Annotated in this window: 15 protein-coding genes and 2 pseudogenes; 4 read left to right on the forward strand and 13 right to left on the reverse strand. The window is 70.4% G+C overall.

Annotated elements, in window-relative coordinates:
* Positions 1-495 (reverse strand): annotated as a pseudogene (locus RMT89_RS32460) (hypothetical protein); the annotation flags it as partial.
* A gap of 116 nt (positions 496-611) precedes the next feature.
* Between RMT89_RS32460 and RMT89_RS32465 the strand changes: the two are divergent.
* Positions 612-1,022: a VOC family protein gene (locus RMT89_RS32465; protein ID WP_315887322.1), complete on the forward strand. Its 411-nt coding sequence runs from the start codon at positions 612-614 to the stop codon at positions 1,020-1,022.
* A 54-nt stretch (positions 1,023-1,076) separates the two neighbouring features.
* Here RMT89_RS32465 and RMT89_RS32470 read toward each other — a convergent pair whose 3' ends face one another.
* On the reverse strand, positions 1,077-2,423 hold the full coding sequence (locus RMT89_RS32470; RefSeq protein WP_315887323.1) for an MFS transporter: 1,347 nt from the start codon (positions 2,421-2,423) through the stop codon (positions 1,077-1,079).
* A 178-nt stretch (positions 2,424-2,601) separates the two neighbouring features.
* Positions 2,602-3,267: a TetR/AcrR family transcriptional regulator gene (locus tag RMT89_RS32475; protein WP_315887324.1), complete on the reverse strand. Its 666-nt coding sequence runs from the start codon at positions 3,265-3,267 to the stop codon at positions 2,602-2,604.
* Positions 3,268-3,415: 148 nt separating this feature from the next.
* On the opposite strand from RMT89_RS32475, the gene RMT89_RS32480 reads away from it, so the two are divergent.
* On the forward strand, positions 3,416-4,291 hold the full coding sequence (locus tag RMT89_RS32480; RefSeq protein ID WP_315887325.1) for a shikimate dehydrogenase: 876 nt from the start codon (positions 3,416-3,418) through the stop codon (positions 4,289-4,291).
* 176 nt (positions 4,292-4,467) lie between these two features.
* A complete protein-coding gene (locus RMT89_RS32485) occupies positions 4,468-6,252 on the forward strand; it encodes a TIM barrel protein (protein ID WP_315887326.1) in 1,785 nt (594 codons plus the stop codon).
* A 54-nt stretch (positions 6,253-6,306) separates the two neighbouring features.
* Here RMT89_RS32485 and RMT89_RS32490 read toward each other — a convergent pair.
* From RMT89_RS32490 to tkt, 8 genes and pseudogenes are all read right to left on the reverse strand, one after another.
* Positions 6,307-6,750: pseudogene (locus tag RMT89_RS32490) on the reverse strand (membrane-associated oxidoreductase); the annotation flags it as partial.
* A gap of 41 nt (positions 6,751-6,791) precedes the next feature.
* Complete coding sequence (locus RMT89_RS32495) at positions 6,792-7,373, reverse strand: histidine phosphatase family protein (RefSeq protein ID WP_315887327.1); 582 nt, start codon at positions 7,371-7,373, stop codon at positions 6,792-6,794.
* An 8-nt stretch (positions 7,374-7,381) separates the two neighbouring features.
* Positions 7,382-8,260 carry a phosphogluconate dehydrogenase (NAD(+)-dependent, decarboxylating) gene (gene gnd, locus RMT89_RS32500; RefSeq protein WP_315887328.1) on the reverse strand — a complete coding sequence of 293 codons (879 nt, stop codon included), beginning with the start codon at positions 8,258-8,260 and terminating at the stop codon, positions 7,382-7,384.
* A gap of 1 nt (position 8,261) precedes the next feature.
* The gene (gene pgi / locus RMT89_RS32505; protein WP_315887329.1) at positions 8,262-9,908 is read right to left on the reverse strand and encodes a glucose-6-phosphate isomerase; all 1,647 of its coding nucleotides are present in this window, start codon (positions 9,906-9,908) and stop codon (positions 8,262-8,264) included.
* Positions 9,901-10,836 carry a glucose-6-phosphate dehydrogenase assembly protein OpcA gene (opcA, locus tag RMT89_RS32510; RefSeq protein WP_315887330.1) on the reverse strand — a complete coding sequence of 312 codons (936 nt, stop codon included), beginning with the start codon at positions 10,834-10,836 and terminating at the stop codon, positions 9,901-9,903. The genes pgi and opcA overlap by 8 nt, the downstream gene beginning before the upstream one ends.
* The gene (gene zwf, locus RMT89_RS32515) at positions 10,833-12,362 is read right to left on the reverse strand and encodes a glucose-6-phosphate dehydrogenase (RefSeq protein WP_315887331.1); all 1,530 of its coding nucleotides are present in this window, start codon (positions 12,360-12,362) and stop codon (positions 10,833-10,835) included. The genes opcA and zwf overlap by 4 nt, the downstream gene beginning before the upstream one ends.
* Positions 12,359-13,519, reverse strand: a complete 1,161-nt coding sequence (gene tal, locus RMT89_RS32520) for a transaldolase (protein ID WP_315887332.1) — start codon at positions 13,517-13,519, stop codon at positions 12,359-12,361. Before tal ends, zwf begins: the two co-directional genes overlap by 4 nt.
* A 30-nt stretch (positions 13,520-13,549) precedes the next feature.
* On the reverse strand, positions 13,550-15,643 hold the full coding sequence (tkt, locus tag RMT89_RS32525; protein WP_315887333.1) for a transketolase: 2,094 nt from the start codon (positions 15,641-15,643) through the stop codon (positions 13,550-13,552).
* Positions 15,644-15,778: 135 nt separating this feature from the next.
* Between tkt and RMT89_RS32530 the strand changes: the two genes are divergently transcribed.
* Positions 15,779-16,672 (forward strand): AraC family transcriptional regulator, encoded by an 894-nt coding sequence (locus RMT89_RS32530; protein ID WP_315887334.1) that lies wholly within the window; start codon positions 15,779-15,781, stop codon positions 16,670-16,672.
* A 101-nt stretch (positions 16,673-16,773) separates the two neighbouring features.
* Here the strand turns inward: RMT89_RS32530 and RMT89_RS32535 are convergent, their stop codons facing one another.
* Together RMT89_RS32535 and RMT89_RS32540 are read right to left on the reverse strand one after the other, a co-directional pair.
* Complete coding sequence (locus tag RMT89_RS32535; protein WP_315887335.1) at positions 16,774-17,304, reverse strand: hypothetical protein; 531 nt, start codon at positions 17,302-17,304, stop codon at positions 16,774-16,776.
* An 85-nt stretch (positions 17,305-17,389) separates the two neighbouring features.
* A complete protein-coding gene (locus RMT89_RS32540) occupies positions 17,390-18,775 on the reverse strand; it encodes a glycoside hydrolase family 16 protein (protein ID WP_315887336.1) in 1,386 nt (461 codons plus the stop codon).
* Positions 18,776-18,982 lie beyond the last annotated feature (207 nt).

Genomic DNA, 18,982 nt, shown 5'->3' on the forward strand with positions numbered 1-18,982 from the left:
GGTGTCGGGTGTCGGGTGTCGGGTGTCGGGTGTCGGGTGTCGGGTGTCGGGTGTCGGGTGTCGGGTGTCGGGTGTCGCCAGCCTTTTAGTGTATCCGACACCATGGGACAATACGGCCAACTGTCCAGGAAGTGACCGTAGTTGACCGCCAAAGCTCGCCGATATCGCCAATGAGACCGGGGTCCCCGCGGCCTGCTCCCACGGCAGCACAGGCACCCCCATCCCGGCCAGCACGTCCTCCACGCCGGCCGCGAACGCCGAGGACCCCGGGCAGGTGGCGAGCAGCTGCACCCTGAAGTCGTCGTGGAAAAGGGGCAGTACGTCCAGCAGTCGCGTCGCCGCGGTCACGTTGTGGACGACGAGCAGCACCCGGTGTCCCCGGCCCCGCGTGGCCCAGCGCGTCGCGTCATCGCCGACCGGCACCCGTATCCATCCGGCCCCCGCCACGCCCACGCCCCGCCCTTCGCCTCGCCCGGCCCTGTGATCGGCAACCATAACCGCGCCCCGGAGTCCTAGGACCAACGGCGCAGGGCCGACGACCGATGGTCCGGCGGCCACGCGCCGCCTACGCTGCCGAGGAGATCAGGCAGCCGGGAGGAGAAGAGGACCCGATGCCCGTCGACGGTCGCAGTCACATCCGTATCGCCCGCCCCTGCCGCGACCTGGCGGCCGCCGAGCGTTTCTGGGGCGAGGGGCTGGGGCTCGGCGTCGTATGGCGGGCGGAGGGCGGAGCCGAACCCGGCGAGCACGATCTGCTGATGCTCGGCTGGCCCGACGCCGACTGGCACCTCGAACTCGTCCATGAGCCCGCCCGGCCCGTCGAGCCCCGGCCCACCGAGGAAGACCTGCTGGTGATCTATGTCGACGGGCCTGTCCCGGAGGCTCTCGTCACGCGGATCGAAGAGCACGGCGGCAAGCGGGTGCCGTCGCCGAACCCGTACTGGAACCAGTGGGGTGTCACGATCGAGGACCCCGACGGCTATCGGCTCGTCCTCTGCGAGCGGGGCTGGTCGAATGCCTGACCGCGCGAACCCCGGAGCCTCAGGGACGTCCGGGGTTCGCTGCGGAGTGCGAGGTCAGGCCGTCACCGTCTCCCGCTGGGCCGCCTCCTTGGGCGTGCGCTCGCCGAGCTGCTCCGTCGGGACCTTGTGGGTCTCGCGGGCCGAGACGGCGGCGATGACCGGCGGGATGCACAGGGCCGCGGTGAACAGGGCCACCGCCGACCAGTTGTCGCCGTCCGGGCCCGCGATCTGCGCGGCGAAGGTCACCGCGAAACCGGCGACCGCGAAGCCGATCTGCGTGCCGATCGCCATGCCGGACAGCCGGATCCGCGTCGAGAACATCTCGCCGTAGAAGGAGGGCCAGACACCGTTCGCGGCGCTGTAGACGACACCGAAGGTCACGATGCCCAGGAGCAGGGTCAGCGGGTAGCTGCCCGTCGAGATCGACCACAGGTAGAGGAACATCATCACCGCGCTGCCCGCCGCGCCGGTCAGGAACACGGGGCGGCGCCCGATGCGGTCCGACAGCGTGGCCCACAGGGGGATCGCGGCGAGCGCGACGAGGTTCGCCAGCGCGCCCACCCACAGCATCGAGGAGCGGCTCATGCCGACGGAGTCGCTCGTCGCGTACGCCAGCGCCCACACCGTGAAGATCGTGCTCACCGAGGCGACCAGCGCACCCGCGATCACCCGCAGCACATCCGCCCAGTGCTCGCGCACCAGCACCGCCAGCGGCAGCCTGACCACGCCTTCCGTCGCCGCCTGCTGGGCGAAGGCCGGCGTCTCGTCCAGCTTGCGGCGGATGACGTAGCCGACGACGGCGACCGCGATGCTCATCCAGAACGGCACCCGCCAGCCCCACGACAGCAACTGCTCCTCGGGGAGCGCGGCGATCGGGATGAAGACGAGCGTGGCGAGCAGCTGGCCGCCCTGGGTGCCGCTGAGGGTGAAGCTGGTGAAGAAGCCGCGCCGGTTCGGTGGCGCGTGTTCCAGCGTCATCGAGTTGGCGCTGGCCTGCTCGCCGGCCGCCGAGATGCCCTGCAGGACACGGCAGAGCACCAGCAGCACCGGGGCGAGCGTGCCGACCTGCTCCCGGGTGGGCAGACAGCCGATCAGGAACGTCGACAGACCCATGAGGATCAGCGTGAAGACCATGATCTTCTTACGGCCCACCCGGTCGCCGTAGTGGCCGAGGAAGAGCGCACCGATCGGGCGGGCGGCGTACGCCACGCCGAAGGTGGCCAGCGACAGCAGGGTCGCGGTGGCGGGGTCGGACTCGTCGAAGAAGACCTCGGGGAAGATCAGGGCGGCCGCGCTGCCGTAGATGAAGAAGTCGTAGTACTCCAGGGCGCTGCCGATCCAGGCAGCGGTCGCGGCTTTCTTCGGCTGCCCGGGCGGGGGGGCGGGGGTGGGGACGGACACGGCGGCTCCTTTGAGGGAACTCCAACTTACGGGGGAGTGAGCGGCGGGGAGAAGGGCCGGATCTTCGGCTAATTAACCCACTGGATAGTTAGTCCCGGTGGGAAGGGATGTTGCGCCCGCGTTTCCCGCGTGTCAAGGGGTCGTGCCGTACGCGCTGTCGCGCGCGCCCGGTGTCCGGTCAGTCCGCCGCGCGCTCCGCCGTCAGGTAGGCGATCACCATGTCGCCGAGCATCGTGCGGTAGTGCTCGCGCTGGGCGGGATCGACCAGGTCACGGCCGAACAGGGCGCCGAAGGTGTGCCGGTTGGCGACCCGGAAGAAGCAGAAGGAGCTGATCATCGCGTGCAGGTCGACGGCGTCGACGTCGGCCGTGAACAGGCCGGACTCCTGGCCCGCCGCCAGGATGCGGCGGATCACGTCCAGCGCCGGTGAGCTGATCCTGCCCAGCTTCTCGGAGGCGGCGATGTGCTCGGCGCCGTGGATGTTCTCGATGCTGACCAGGCGGATGAAGTCGGGGTGCGCCTCGTGGTGGTCGAAGGTGACCTCCGCCAGGCGCCGGATGGCCGCGACCGGGTCGAGGTGCTCGACGTCGAGCTGCTGCTCGGCCTCGCGGATCACGCCGTACGCCCGCTCCAGGACGGCCGTGAACAGCTGCTCCTTGCCGCCGAAGTAGTAGTAGATCATCCGCTTCGTGGTGCGGGTGCGGGCCGCGATCTCGTCGACGCGGGCGCCGTCGTAGCCGGCGCGTGCGAACTCCTGGGTCGCCACGTCGAGGATCTCGGCCTGGGTGCGGGCGGCGTCACGGATCCGTCCGCCCTGCTGTGCCTGTTCGTCGACGCTGGTCATCGGGTTCCTTCGGGCGAGGGCGGGTGTGGATCGGTGTCGCGATCGGTGTCGCGATTGTAAGAGCTCGCCGCGGACTACTTCCTCTGCCCAGGGAAGGGTGCTATGACTAACGTACTAGTTCGTACATTAGTTGCCCTGGAGGTCCGCGGTGCCCAAGGACTCGTATCTCGTCGGACTGATCGGTTCCGGTATCGGACCCTCGCTCAGCCCGGCCCTCCACGAGCGGGAGGCCGACCGGCAGGGGCTCAGATATCTGTACCGGCTGATCGACATCGACGTCCTCGGCGCACCGCCCGAGCGGGTCGGCGAGCTGGTGCGCGCCGCGCGTGATCTCGGCTTCGACGGGCTCAACATCACCCACCCGTGCAAGCAGCTCGTCATCGAGCACCTCGACGCGCTGTCCCCGCAGGCCCAGGCGCTCGGGGCGGTCAACACCGTCGTCTTCGAGGGCGGGCGGGCCGTCGGCCACAACACCGACGTCACCGGATTCGCCGCGTCCTTCGCGCGCGGGCTGCCCGACGCGCCGCTGGAGCGGGTCGTCCAGCTCGGCGCGGGCGGCGCCGGTGCGGCCGTCGCGCACGCCATCCTCACCCTTGGCGCCGAGCGCGTCACCGTCGTCGACGCGCTGCCCGAGCGGGCCGCCGACCTCGCCGGCTCCCTGAACCGGCACTTCGGCGAGGGACGCGCCGATACGGCGTCCCCCGACCGGCTGGCCGGGCTCCTGCGGGCGGCCGACGGCATCGTGCACGCCACCCCGACCGGCATGGCCGCCCACCCCGGACTGCCCTTCCCCGCCGAGCTGCTGCACCCCGGGCTGTGGGTGGCCGAGGTGGTCTACCGCCCGCTGGAGACCGAACTGCTCCGCTCCGCCAGCGAGTTGGGCTGCGCCACTCTCGACGGCGGCGGCATGGCCGTGTTCCAGGCCGTCGACGCGTTCCGGCTGTTCACCGGCCGTGAGCCGGACAGCGCGCGGATGCTCGCGGACATCGCCGAACTCGCGGACACCGTACCGGCCGTCCCCTAGGGGGTGTTTTGAAAGTCCCGCACAGCACCCACGGCGCCCGGCACGCACCCTCGCCGCACCGGCCAAAGACCCAAGTACGTCCAGTACGAGGGCCTTCGTCCGGCACGCCGAGGGCACGCACCGAACACCGCGGGCACCGCACAGGACTTTCAAAACACCCCCTAGGAGTCATCGACATGCGTACGTCCATCGCCACCGTCTGTCTGAGCGGATCCCTCACCGAGAAACTCACGGCCGCGGCCCGGGCCGGCTTCGACGGGATCGAGATCTTCGAGAACGACCTGCTGGCCAGCCCGCTCACCCCCGAGGAGGTCCGCGCCCGCTGCGCGGACCTGGGTCTGACCATCGACCTCTACCAGCCGATGCGGGACATCGAGGCCGTGCCCGAGAACGACTTCGCCCGCAATCTGCGCAGGGCCCGGCACAAGTTCGAACTCATGGGCCGCCTCGGCGCCGACACGGTGCTGGTCTGCTCCAGCGTTGACCCCAGGGCGATCGACGACGACGAACTCGCCGCCCGGCAGCTGAGCGAACTCGCGGAACTCGCACAGGACTTCGGCATCCGTGTCGCCTACGAGGCGCTCGCCTGGGGCCGTCACGTCAGTACGTACGACCACGCCTGGCACATCGTCGAGACCGCCGACCACCCTGCCCTCGGCACCTGCCTGGACAGCTTCCACATCCTCTCCCGCGGCTCCGACCCCAAGGGCGTCGAGGACATCCCCGGCGAGAAGATCTTCTTCCTGCAACTGGCCGACGCCCCGCTGCTCGGCATGGACGTCCTCCAGTGGAGCCGCCATCACCGCTGCTTCCCCGGCCAGGGCGGCTTCGACGTCGCCGGGCTCGTCCGGCACGTCCTGCGCAGCGGATACGAAGGTCCCCTGTCGCTGGAGGTCTTCAACGACGTCTTCAGGCAGGCCGAGGCGGGCCCCACCGCCGTGGACGGCCGGCGCTCCCTGCTGGTCCTCAAGGAGGCCGTGGGCCTGGCCGAGCCGCCCGCCCCCGTCGTCCCCACCGGGGTCGCCTTCGCCGAACTCCTCACGCCGGACGCCGAACCGGTCACGGCGGTACTGTCCGCCCTGGGCTTCGCCCGCGCCGCACGCCACCGCAGCAAGCCCGTCGACCTGTGGCAGCAGGGCGAGGCCCGGCTCCTGGTCAACACCGGCGGTGCCGCCCGCCGGGAAAGCGTCCAACTCGCCGCGATCGGCCTGGAGTCACCCGACCCCGAGGGCGCCGCCCGCCGCGCCGAGGCCCTGCTCGCCCCGGTGCTGCCACGCCGCCGCGCCCCCGAGGACGCGGCCCTGGACGCGGTGGCGGCTCCCGACGGCACGGAACTCTTCTTCTGCGGGGCGCTGTCCGACTGGCGCGGCGACTTCGAGGACGTACCGCACACCCCCGCGGCCACCTCTGTGACCGGTGTCGACCACCTCGCGCTCACCCAGCCCTGGCACCACTTCGACGAGGCGACCCTCTTCCACCGCAGCGTCCTGGGTCTGCACGCCCAGCCCAGCGTGGACGTCGCCGACCCCTACGGACTGCTGCGCAGCCGAGCCGTCACCAACGCCGACGGCAGCGTCCGTATCGCCCTGACCGTCGGCGCGGCGCCGGGGGACGACACGGTGCACGCCCAGCACATCGCCCTCGCCACCGACGACGTGGTCACGGCGGCGCGGCGCTTCCGTGCGGCGGGCGGGCGCCTGCTCCCGGTCCCCGCCAACTACTACGACGACCTCGCCGCCCGATTCGACTTCGCCGACGGCGAGTTGGAGTCCTACCGCGAACTGGGCATCCTCTACGACCAGGACACGGGCGGCGCCTTCCGGCACTGCTACACCCGGACCGTGGGCCGCGTCTTCTTCGAACTCGTCCAGCGCGACGACGGTTACCGGGGCTACGGCGCCCAGAACGCGCCGGTGCGGCTGGCCGCGCAGCACGCCGTACGGGCGGTCACTGGCGGCTGACGGTGCGGGTCACGCCGGCCCGGATCGTCGTGGGCCAGGATCCAGCCCGCCAGCCAGATACAGCGCCCCGGCGATCTGCGCCCCATCGAGCCGTACCGGCCCCCGGAACCGGCAGTCCGTCAGCCGCAGCCCGCCGTCGACCCGGACCCGCGCGGGCGCCAGACCGGGCAGGTCCGACCCGGTCAGGTTGAGGTACTTCAGCTGGGCGCCGGAGAGGTCCGGGACCTCGTCGAAGTGGCAGTGGCTCAGACGTACGACACTGTCGACCGTCGCGTAGCGCAGATCGAGAATCCCGGTGACGCGGGCGCCCGCCACCTTGAGGGCGGCCGTCTCACCCGGTTCGTGCGGCCCGTTGAGCAGGAGCGCCCGCAACACGCGTGCCCGGACGGTGGGTTCGGGGCCCCCGTCGCTGGTGTCGGACCGGAAGTCCACGTCCGCGCCCGTGGGAAAGGCCCGCCAGACGCGCTGTTCGGCCGGTGTCAGATCGTTGATCTCCATCAGCCGCGACTCTGGCGGGCCTCCTGGGCGGTGTCAAACCCCTATGCCCGTACGTTCCATTCGGCGATGACCGGTCGCCCGTGCTCCGTCGACAGCCGGCTCACCGTGCCGGTGGCCAGTTGGAACAGTCGGCCCTCCGCCGGGGACAGCCCCAGCCGCCGCGCGGTCAGTACCCGCAGGAAGTGACCGTGGGCCACGAGGACCACGTCCCCCTCGGCTTCGTCCACCCGGGCCAGCACGCGGTCGGCCCGCTGTCCCACCTCCGCCGGAGACTCGCCGGGGTGCCCGGAAGGGCCGGGCGGGACGCCGTCGGTCCACAGATACCAGTCCGGCCGCGTGCGGTGTATGTCGACCGTCGTGATGCCCTCGTACCCGCCGTAGTCCCACTCGTGGAGGTCTTCGCAGGGCAACGCCCCTGTGACGCCCGCGAGTTCGGCGGTGCGGCGGGCGCGGCCCAGGGGGCTGGTCAGCGCCAGGGAGAAGGTCCGGGACGAGAGCAGCGGAGCGAGCGACTTGGCCTGTTCCTCTCCCTGCTCGGTGAGGGGCAGGTCGGTCCAGCTGGTGTGCTGTCCCGACACGCTCCACTCCGTCTCGCCGTGGCGGACCAGCAGGAGATCCCCCACGTCCTGACCTACTTCGCCGACTCGACGGCGTGGCCGCCGAACTGGTTGCGCAGCGCCGCGATCATCTTCATCTGCGGGGAGTCCTCCTGGCGGGAGGCGAACCGGGCGAAGAGGGAGGCGGTGATCGCCGGGAGGGGTACGGCGTTGTCGATGGCCGCCTCGACGGTCCAGCGGCCCTCGCCGGAGTCCTCCGCGTAGCCGCGCAGCTTGCCCAGGTGCTCGTCCTCGTCGAGGGCGCTGACCGCGAGGTCCAGCAGCCAGGAGCGGATGACCGTGCCCTCCTGCCAGGAGCGGAAGACCTCGCGCACGTCGGTGACGGAGTCGACCTTCTCCAGCAGCTCCCAGCCCTCGGCGTAGGCCTGCATCATGGCGTACTCGATGCCGTTGTGGACCATCTTCGCGAAGTGGCCGGCGCCGACCTTGCCCGCGTGGACATAGCCGTACGGGCCCTCCGGCTTGAGCGCGTCGAAGAACGGCTGGACCCTGGCCACGTGCTCGGCGTCGCCGCCGACCATCAGCGCGTAGCCGTTCTCCAGGCCCCAGACGCCGCCGGAGACACCGGCGTCCACGAAGCCGATGCCCTTCTCGCCGAGTTCCTTGGCGTGCTTCTCGTCGTCGCTCCAGCGGGAGTTGCCGCCGTCGACCACGACGTCGCCGGGGGACAGGAGCTGTCCCAGCTCGTCCACGACGGACTGGGTTGCGGCCCCCGCCGGGACCATCACCCACACCACGCGCGGTCCTTCGAGCCTGTCGACCAGTTCGGCGAGGGAGGCGACGTCGGCGAGGTCCGGGTTGCGGTCGTAGCCGATGACGGTGTGGCCGGCGCGGCGGATCCGCTCGCGCATGTTGCCGCCCATCTTGCCGAGGCCGATGAGTCCGAGCTGCATGTCAGTGCACTTCCTTGAGTTCACGGTAGGCGGCCACGAGAGCCGCGGTGGAGGCGTCGAGGCCGGGGACCTCGGCGCCTTCGGTGAGGGCGGGCTCGACGCGCTTGGCGAGGACCTTGCCGAGCTCCACGCCCCACTGGTCGAAGGAGTCGATGTTCCAGACGGCGCCCTGGACGAACACCTTGTGCTCGTAGAGGGCGATCAGCTGGCCGAGCACCGACGGGGTCAGCTCACGGGCGAGGATCGTGGTCGTCGGGTGGTTGCCGCGGAAGGTGCGGTGCGGCACCTGCTCCTCGGCCACGCCCTCCGCGCGGACCTCCTCGGCGGTCTTGCCGAAGGCGAGCGCCTGCCCCTGTGCGAACAGGTTGGCCATCAACAGGTCGTGCTGCGCCTTGAGTTCCTCGCTCAGCTCGGCCACGGGCCGGGCGAACCCGATCAGGTCGGCCGGGATCAGCTTGGTGCCCTGGTGGATCAACTGGTAGTAGGCGTGCTGCCCGTTGGTGCCGGGCGTGCCCCACACCACGGGGCCGGTCTGCCAGTCCACCGGATGTCCCTCGCGGTCCACCGACTTGCCGTTGGACTCCATGTCCAGCTGCTGGAGGTAGGCCGTGAACTTCGACAGGTAGTGGCTGTACGGCAGCACCGCGTGCGACTGGGCACTGAAGAAGTTGCCGTACCAGATGCCCAGCAGGCCCAGGATCAGTGGGGCGTTGGCCTCGGCGGGGGCGCTCCTGAAGTGGTCGTCGACGATCCGGAAGCCGTCCAGCAGCTCCCGGAAGTTCTCGGGACCGACGGCGATCATCAGGGAGAGGCCGATCGCGGAGTCGAACGAGTAGCGGCCGCCGACCCAGTCCCAGAACTCGAACATGTTGTCCGGGTCGATACCGAACCCGGTGACCTTCTCCGCGTTCGTCGACAGGGCGACGAAGTGCCTGGCGACCGCCTTCTCCTCGCCGCCGAGCCCGGCCAGCAGCCAGGAGCGGGCGGAGGTGGCGTTGGTGATCGTCTCGATGGTGGTGAAGGTCTTCGAGGCGACGATGAACAACGTCTCCGCGGGGTCGAGGTCGCGCACGGCCTCGTGCAGGTCGGCGCCGTCGACGTTGGAGACGAAGCGGAACGTCAACTCGCGGTCGGAGTACGGCCGCAGCACCTCGTAGGCCATCGCCGGGCCGAGGTCCGAGCCGCCGATGCCGATGTTGACGACGTTCCTGATGCGCCTGCCGGTGTGGCCGGTCCACTCGCCGGAGCGGACGCGGTTCGCGAAGTCGCTCATCCTGTCGAGGACGGCGTGCACTCCCGGCACCACGTTCTCGCCGTCCACCTCGACCACCGCGTCCCGCGGGGCGCGCAGCGCGGTGTGCAGCACCGCCCGGTCCTCGGTGATGTTGATCCGCTCGCCGCGGAACATGGCGTCGCGCAGTCCGGACACATCGGTGGCGGCCGCCAGTTCCTGGAGCAGGGCGAGCGTCTCGTCGGTGACGAGGTTCTTGGAGTAGTCGATGCGCAGATCGCCCACGCGCACCACATACCGGTCCGCGCGCTCGGGGTCCGCGGCGAACAGGTCACGCAGGTGCGTGTGCCACTCGGCGCGGTGGTCCTCCAGGGCGGTCCACTGGGGCCGCCGGGTGAGCTTGGGGGAGTCAGACATGAGAGGGGGTCTCCTTGGCGACCTCGCCCCGCAGGGCGACGGCGTACATCTCGTCCGCGTCGAGGCGCCTGAGCTCCTCGGCGATGAGTTCGGAGGTGGAGCGGACCTTCAGCGCGAGGGTGCGCGAGGGCTGGCCCGGCAGGGACAGCGTGGCCAGCGGGCCCTCGGGGCGGTCGATGACGATCTCGCCCTTCGAGGTGCCGAGACGGACGGCGGTGACCACGGGTCCCGCGGTGACGATCCGGTCGATCTTCACGCCCAGCCGTGCCTCCAGCCAGCGCGCGAGCAGTTCGGCGGCCGGGTTGTCGGCCTCGGCCTCCACGGCTCCCGAGATGATCCGTTCCCGGGCCTGGTCCAGGGCCGCGGCGAGCATCGACCGCCACGGCGTCAGCCGGGTCCAGGCGAGGTCGGTGTCGCCGGGCGCGTAGGAGCGGACCCGGGTCTCCAGGACCTCGAAGGGGTTCTCCACCGCGTACAGGTCCGTGATCCGGCGCTGGGCGAGCGCGCCCAGCGGGTCCTTGGCCGGGTTCTCGGGAGCCTCAACCGGCCACCACACGACCACCGGGGCGTCCGGCAGCAGCAGCGGCAGGACCACCGAGTCGGCGTGCTCGGAGACCTCGCCGTAGGTCCGCAGGATCACCGTCTCGCCGGTGCCCGCGTCGGCGCCCACCCGCACCTCGGCGTCGAGGCGGGAGGCGGTGCGGTCGCGGGGGGTGCGGGCGTGCCGCTTGATGACGACCAGGGTGCGCGAGGGGTGCTCGTGCGAGGCCTCCTCGGATGCCTTGATCGCGTCGTAGGCGTTCTCCTCGTCCGTGACGATCACCATCGTCAGGACCATGCCCACGGCGGGGGTGCCGATGGCGCGGCGACCCTGCACGAGGGCCTTGTTGATCTTGCTTGCCGTGGTGTCGGTCAGGTCGATCTTCATGGCCTGCGCCAGCTCCGTCCGTCTCGTGCGAGCATCTCGTCGGCTTCCTCGGGTCCCCAGCTGCCCGAGGCGTACCGCGCCGGCTTGCCGTGCCGTGCCCAGTACTCCTCGATGGGGTCGAGGATCTTCCAGGACTCTTCCACTTCCTGGTGACGGGGGAACAAATTGGCGTCGCCGAGCAGGACGTCCAGGATGAGGCGTTCGTACGCCTCCGGGCTGGACTCCGTGAACGACTCGCCGTAGGCGAAGTCCATCGTCACGTCCCGGATCTCCATGGAGGTGCCGGGCACCTTGGAGCCGAAGCGGACGGTGATGCCCTCGTCGGGCTGGACGCGGATGACGATCGCGTTCTTGCCCAGCTCCTCCGTGGCGGTGCGGTCGAAGGGGGAATGCGGCGCCTGCTGGAAGACCACCGCGATCTCGGTGACCCGGCGGCCGAGCCGCTTGCCGGTGCGCAGGTAGAACGGCACTCCGGCCCAGCGGCGGTTGTCGACCTGCAGCTTGATCGCGGCGTACGTGTCCGTGGTGGAGGCGGGGTCGATGCCGTCCTCCTGGAGGTAGCCGCGGACCTTCTCGCCGCCCTGCCAGGCGGGCGCGTACTGCGCGCGCACGGTGTGCCGGCCCAGGTCCTCCGGAATCTTCACGGCCTTGAGGACCTTCAGCTTCTCCGTCAGCAGCGAACCGGCGTCGAAGGCGGCGGGCTCCTCCATGGCGGTGAGCGCCAGCAGCTGGAGCAGGTGGTTCTGGATGACGTCACGGGCCGAGCCGATGCCGTCGTAGTAGCCGGCCCGGCCGCCGATGCCGATGTCCTCGGCCATCGTGATCTGGATGTGGTCGACATACGACCGGTTCCAGATCGGCTCGAACATCTGGTTGGCGAAGCGCAGCGCCAGGATGTTCTGGACGGTCTCCTTGCCCAGGTAGTGGTCGATCCGGAAGACCTGCTCCGGGTCGAACACCTCGTGGACGACCTTGTTGAGCTCCTCGGCCGACTTCAGGTCGTGGCCGAACGGCTTCTCGATGACCGCACGCCGCCAGGAGTCCTGCGGCGCGTCGGCGAGACCGTGCTTCTTCAGCTGCTGGACGACCTTCGGGAAGAACTTCGGCGGTACGGAGAGATAGAAGGCGTAGTTGCCGCTGGTGCCCCGGGAGGTGTCCAACTCGTCGACGGCGGCGCGCAGTTGCTTGAACGCCTGGTCGTCGTCGAAGTCACCCGGGATGAACCGCATGCCCTCGGCGAGCTGCTGCCAGACCTCCTCGCGGAAGGGGGTGCGGGCGTGCTCCTTGACGGCGTCGTGCACGACCTGCGCGAAGTCCTGGTCCTCCCAGTCCCGGCGGGCGAACCCGACGAGGGAGAAGCCCGGCGGCAGCAGACCGCGGTTGGCGAGGTCGTAGACGGCCGGCATCAGCTTCTTGCGGGACAGGTCGCCGGTGACGCCGAAGATGACGAGCCCCGAGGGTCCCGCGATCCGCGGGAGGCGCCGGTCGCGGGCGTCGCGCAGCGGGTTGGTCCAGTCGGTGGTCATTCCCCGTCGACCCCCTTGTTCTGCAGAGACTTGGTGACGGCGTCCAGCAGGTCCTGCCAGGCCGCCTCGAACTTGGCGACACCCTCGTCCTCCAGCCGCTGCACGACCTCGTCGTACGAGATCCCGAGAGCCTCTACGGCGGCCAGGTCGGCGCGGGCCTGGACATAGCCGCCGGTGACGGTGTCGCCGGTGATCCGGCCGTGGTCGGCCGTCGCGTTCAGGGTGCCCTCCGGCATGGTGTTGACCGTGCCGGGCGCGACGAGCTCGTCGACGTAGAGCGTGTCCTTGTACGCCGGGTCCTTCACCCCGGTCGACGCCCACAGCGGGCGCTGCTTGTTGGCCTGCGCGGTCGCCAGCTTCACGAAGCGGTCGGAGGCGAAGACCTCCTCGTACGCCTCGTAGGCGAGGCGGGCGTTGGCGAGGGCGGCGCGGCCCCTGAGCGCGAGGGCCTCGTCGGTGCCGAGGACGGTCAGCCGCTTGTCGATCTCGCTGTCCACGCGGGAGACGAAGAAGGACGCCACGGAGTGGATGGCGGCCAGGTCGAGGCCCCGCTCGGCGGCCTTCTCCAGGCCCAGCAGATAGGCGTCCATGACCTCGCGGTAGCGCTCCAGCGAGAAGATCAGCGTGACATTGACGCTGATGCCCTCGGCGAGGACCGTGGTGATGGCCGGCAGGCCCGCCCTGGTCGCCGGGATCTTGATCATGACGTTGGGGCGGTCGACGAGCCAGGCGAGCTGCCTGGCCTCGGCGACGGTGGCGGCGGTGTCGTGGGCGAGCCGCGGGTCGACCTCGATGGAGACCCGGCCGTCCCGGCCGCCGGTGGAGTTGTACACCGGACGCAGCACGTCGGCGGCGGCGCGCACATCGGCGGTCGTCATCATCCGTACGGCCTCGTCGACGGTGACCCCGCGTACGGCCAGGTCGGCGAGCTGCTCCTCGTAGCCTCCCCCAGTCTCGGCCTCGCTCGACCGGGGGGACCCCCATCCGGAGCCGATCGCGGCCTGGAAGATGGACGGGTTGGTGGTGACGCCCACCACGTGCTTCGTGGCGATGAGTTCGGCGAGGTTGCCGGAGGCGATCCGCTTACGGGACAGGTCGTCCAGCCAGATGGAGACGCCCTCGTCGGACAGGCGCTTGAGGACGGGTACTTCGGTCATTTCGCGATCATCTTCTTTCTGGCGGTCGGATCAACCACGCGCGGCGGCGAGGCCCGTTTTCGAATTGAGCACTGCCCGGGCCGCTGCGGCGACGTTCTCGGCGGTGAAGCCGTACTCGGCGAACAGGGTCTTGGCGTCGGCGGAGGCGCCGAAGTGTTCGAGGGAGACGATGCGTCCTGCGTCACCCACGAACCGGTACCACGTCAGACCGATCCCGGCTTCCACGGCGACACGCGCTCGCACGGACGGCGGAATGACGGCCTCCCGGTACTCGCGCGGCTGCTGCTCGAACCACTCCACGGACGGCATCGACACCACCCGGGTGCCGATCCCCTCGGCCTCCAGCTGCTCGCGCGCGGCGACGGCGAGCTGCACCTCGGAGCCGGTGGCGATGAGGACGACGTCCGGTGTCCCGGTCGAGGCCTCGCGCAGGACGTAACCGCCCTTGGCCGCGTCCTCGTTGCGCTCGTACGTCGGCACGCCCTGACGGGTCAGCGCGAGGCCGTGCGGGGCCGGGTCGGTGGCGTGCCGGCGCAGGATCTCCGCCCAGGCGACGGCCGTCTCGTTGGCGTCGGCGGGCCGCACGACGTTCAGGCCCGGGATGGCGCGCAGCGCGGCGAGATGCTCGACCGGCTGGTGGGTGGGACCGTCCTCGCCGAGGCCGATGGAGTCGTGCGTCCACACATAGGTGACGGGCAGTTGCATCAGCGCGGACATCCGGACGGCGTTGCGCATGTAGTCGGAGAACACCAGGAAGGTGCCACCGTAGATGCGCGTGTTGCCGTGCAGGGCGATGCCGTTCATCTCCGCGGCCATGGAGAACTCGCGGATGCCGAAGTGGACGGTACGGCCGTAGGGGTCGGCCTCCGGGAGCGGGTTGCCCATCGGCAGGAAGGAGCTGGTCTTGTCGATCGTGGTGTTGTTGGAGCCGGCCAGGTCGGCGGAGCCGCCCCACAGCTCGGGCAGGACCGCGCCGAGCGCCTGGAGGACCTTGCCGGAGGCGGCACGGGTGGCGACGGACTTGCCGGGCTCGAACACCGGGACCGCGGACTCCCAGCCCTCGGGGAGCAGACCGGCGACGACGCGGTCGAAGAGCTGGGCGCGCTCGGGGTTGGCGCCGCGCCACTTGTCGATCTGCTTGTCCCAGGCGGCGTGGGCCTCGGCGCCCCGGTCGAGGGCGCGGCGGCTGTGGGCGAGGACCTCGTCGGCGACCTCGAAGGTGCGCGCGGGGTCGAAGGCCAGGACGCGCTTGGTGGCGGCGATCTCGTCCTCGCCGAGCGCGGAGCCGTGCGAGGCCTCGGTGTTCTGCGCGTTCGGGGCGGGCCAGGCGATGATCGTGCGCATCGCGATGATCGAGGGGCGCTCGGTCTCGTCCCGCGCGGCCTTGAGCGCCGCGTACAGGGCGTGGACGTCGACGTCGCCGTCCTCGGAGGGCTCGATCCGCTGGGTGTGCCAGCCGTAGGCCTCGTAGCGCTTCAGCACGTCCTCGGAGAACGCGGTCGCGGTGTCGCCCTCGATGGAGATGTGGTTGTCGTCGTAGAGGAAGACGAGGTTGCCCAGCTTCTGGTGGCCGGCCAGCGAGGAGGCCTCGGCGGAGACGCCCTCCTGCAGGTCGCCGTCGGAGACGATCGCCCAGATGGTGTGGTCGAAGGGGGACTCGCCCTCGGGAGTCCCGGGGTCGAACAGGCCGCGCTCGTAGCGGGCGGCCATCGCCATGCCGACGGCGTTCGCGACGCCCTGGCCGAGCGGCCCCGTGGTGGTCTCGACGCCCGCGGTGTGGCCGTACTCCGGGTGACCGGGCGTCTTCGAACCCTGGGTGCGGAAGGCCTTCAGGTCGTCCAGCTCCAGCTCGTACCCGGCGAGGAAGAGCTGGGTGTACAGCGTCAGTGAGGTGTGGCCGGGGGAGAGGACGAAGCGGTCACGGCCGGTCCACTCCGGATCCGCGGGGTCGTGTCGCATCACCTTCTGAAAGATCGTGTACGCGGCGGGCGCGAGGCTCATCGCGGTGCCAGGGTGGCCGTTGCCGACCTTCTGCACGGCATCCGCCGCCAGCAGCCGCGCGGTGTCGACGGCACGCCGGTCGAGTTCGGTCCATTCGAAGCTGTCCGGTGTCTGCGTGCTCATCTTCAAGAAGTCCTCGATGGGAGGGGGTTCCTGCTCTGACGCGTTCAAAACTAAAAGTCGGACTTTTTCGAGGGAAGGTCGCCGTGTGTCAGCCTGTGGTGAAAGTGGGACACCGAGCACGAGACACGGGCGGACATGGCGGACAGAAGAGTGCGAGGCGGCGGCGAGGACGGAATCAGAACCTTCCCCTTCCCGGTCGACCTGAGCGTGCTCGGCGTCGGCATGCAGGTCGGCCCGATGCGCCCCGACCGCACCTGGCACGCCGATGTGCCGCTGGAGCGGGTGCACCGCATCGACTTCCATGTCGTGATGCTCTTCGACGAGGGTCCCGTCCGCCACATGATCGACTTCACCGAGCACGAGGCGGGCGCCGGTGACCTGCTCTGGATCCGGCCCGGGCAGATCCACCGCTTCTCGACGACGAGCGAGTACCGGGGAACCGTCCTCACCATGCAGCCCGGCTTCCTGCCCCGGGCGACGGTGGAGGCGACCGGCCTGTACCGCTACGACCTGCCGCCCCTGCTCCACCCCGACGAGCCGCAACTGGCGGCACTCCGCTCGGCGCTCGGCCAGCTCCGCCGCGAGTACAAGGACACGACCACGCTCCCCCTGAGCCTGCACACCGCGGTTCTGCGGCACTCACTTTCGGCGTTCTTGTTGCGGCTCGCGCATCTGGCGGCGAGTTCGCACGACACGGCTCGCAGGGAGGCCGACTCGGCCTTCACCCACTTCCGGGACGCGGTGGAGCGGGACTTCGCCACGAATCACAGCGTGAGCGCGTATGCCGATCAGCTCGGCTGCTCGCGCCGTACCCTCGTGCGGGCAGTACGCGCGGCGACGGGTGAGACGCCGAAGAGCTTTATCGACAAGCGGGTGATTCTGGAGGCGAAGCGGTTGCTGGCCCACACGGATCTGCCGGTCGGCCGGGTCGGCGCGGCGATCGGCTTCCCCGACGCGGCGAACTTCTCCAAGTTCTTCTACCAGCACACGGAGGTGACGCCGGCGGCGTTCCGGGCGGAGTTGCGCTGACGGGGCCCCTGGGTCGTCGGTCGGGTGCGGTGCCGTTGTGGCTGGTCGCGCCCACGCGGCGGAGCCGCATATCGACACAGCCCCGCGCCCCTCAGGGGCGTCTACCTGAGCGTTCGTCCTTCAGTGCCCAAGCGGCGGGCACCGCGTGGTGACAACGTCATCGGGCCGATCCAGCCCCCATGGACCAGCGCGACCCGGGACGGCAGTGGGGTCACCGGATCCACCGGTCTGCCGTGCGACCAGTTCTGGAAGAGGCCCTCGGTGGTCTCCACGGCGGACACCACCATGGTCACCTTCAGCTCGCCGTCACCCCAGGTGTGCCACAACGCCCAGCCTTCGGGCCGGGGTTCCACTCCGAACCGCGCGCAGAGCTCGTCGTACCCCTCCATGATCCCCGGCTTCAGTACCGCGGCACCGAACAGCCGGACCAGGGGGCGGTCCTCCTGCAGGCAGCCGTCGCCCTCGAAGTGGTAGTGGTGCAGCGCCCTGGCCAGGGCGTTCACCCGGCGCTGGAGCGGCGTCGCGGCCTCGGGGTCCGCGTCCAGGGCGGGCCAGCCCTCGTCGTACGCCGCCACCTTGATCTGGTGGGCGAGGCGCTCGACCTCACGGAGGTAGTCCAGTTCGCTGGGCATGTCGCGCAGTCTCGCACCGTGAGCCGTGCCGGCGGTCCGGTCTTTCCCGTCCGAGGACCGGACCGCCGGCGCGTCACCGCTCCTCTCAGCGGCCGAAGTTGAACCAGTTGACGTTCACGAAGTCGGCGGGCTGTCCGCTGGTGAAGGTCAGATAGACATCGTGCGTGCCCGTCACCGCGCTGATGTTGGCCGGGACCGTGCGCCAGCTCTGCCAGCCGCCCGTGTTGGCCAGCGCGAAACTCCCGATGGGTGCGTTGCTACGGCTGTCCAGGCGCACCTCGACCAGGCCGCTCACCCCGGACCCGGCGCCGCTCGCGACCCGGGCGACGAACTGAGTTGCCGCCGTGGAGCCGAAGTTGACACCCCGGAACAGCGCCCAGTCGCCGTTGGCGATCGCTCCGATGTTCTGGCCGCCGCCCGTGTCCGAGGTCGCCTCGGTGATCGTGCCGGACTGGCTGTCGTGGGACTCGGCCTGGATGGCGCTGTAGGCGTCACGGTTGCCGGTCGGCGGAGGTGTGGTACCGCTCCCACTGGACAGCACCTGGACATAGTCGACGACCATCGACTGCCCGGGCACGGTCGCCGCGTCCGGGCCGCCGCCGAACGCGTCGACGAAACCGCCGCCCATCGCCACGTTCAGGATGATGAAGAAGCCGTGGTTGGTGGCGTTGGCCCAGGTCGTCGCGTCGACCTGATCGGCCCGCACGGTTTGGTAGTTGACGTCGTCGACGTAGAAGCGGATCTGCTCCGGGCTGGTCGAGCGGTCCCACTCCATCGCGTAGGTGTGGAAGCCCGCCTGGCAGGTGGCGCCGGGACAGGCCCGCGAACCGCCGAGGCCCGTCGTCTCGTTGCACGGACCGCCGGGGCTCGTACCGCAGTGCATCGTCGACCACACGGTGTTGAGGCCCTGGACGTTCTCCATGATGTCCAGCTCGCCCACGCTCGGCCAGTTCCAGTAGTTGCCGCGGTAGGGCGTGCCCAGCATCCAGAACGCCGGCCAGTAGCCGCGGGCGGCCGCGCCGGTGACGTTGGGCATCTGGATCCGGGACTGCACCCGCAGCTTGCCGCCCGCCGGCGGCTGGAAGTCACCGCGGTTGGTCTCGATACGGCCGGACGTCCAGTTGCCGGAGGCGTCCCGGCGCGGGGTGATGCGGAGGTTGCCGTTGCCGTCCAGGGACACGTTGTCGGTGCTGGACGTCATGTTCTCGATCTCGCCGGTGCCCCAGTTGGCGGGGCCGCCGGGGTAGCCGTGGCCGGTCGCGTACTGCCAGTTGGCGGTGTTGACGCCGGTGCCCGCGGCGCCGTTGAAGTCGTCCACGAAGACCTGCGTCCAGCCCGACGGGGGTGGCGGAGCGGCGGCGTCCGCGGACGCGACGGCGGCCGCCGCCAGGCCCAGGGCGCTGAGGACCGCGACGAGTGCGCGCCGCACCGGGCGCCGTCGTCTGTGGGGTGTGCCGGAGGTTTCACTCATGGGGGGTGCTGCCTCTCGGGTACGGGTGTGGGGTGCGGGGAGCCCTTGAGAACCTTTGAGAGCGCTCTCAAAGTGCCGCCAATGTGCTCCCCGGCACTCCGGTCGTCAAGAGGTGAAGCAGAGAAATCCCGTTCACGCCAACGGAGTTCACCCCGTGAATGCGCTACAGCGCGTTGCCTGCCTTCCATTGCTCCCAGGACGGGTTCC

It is taken from the genome of Streptomyces sp. P17, assembly GCF_032436805.1.
Taxonomy (GTDB): Bacteria; Actinomycetota; Actinomycetes; order Streptomycetales; family Streptomycetaceae; genus Streptomyces.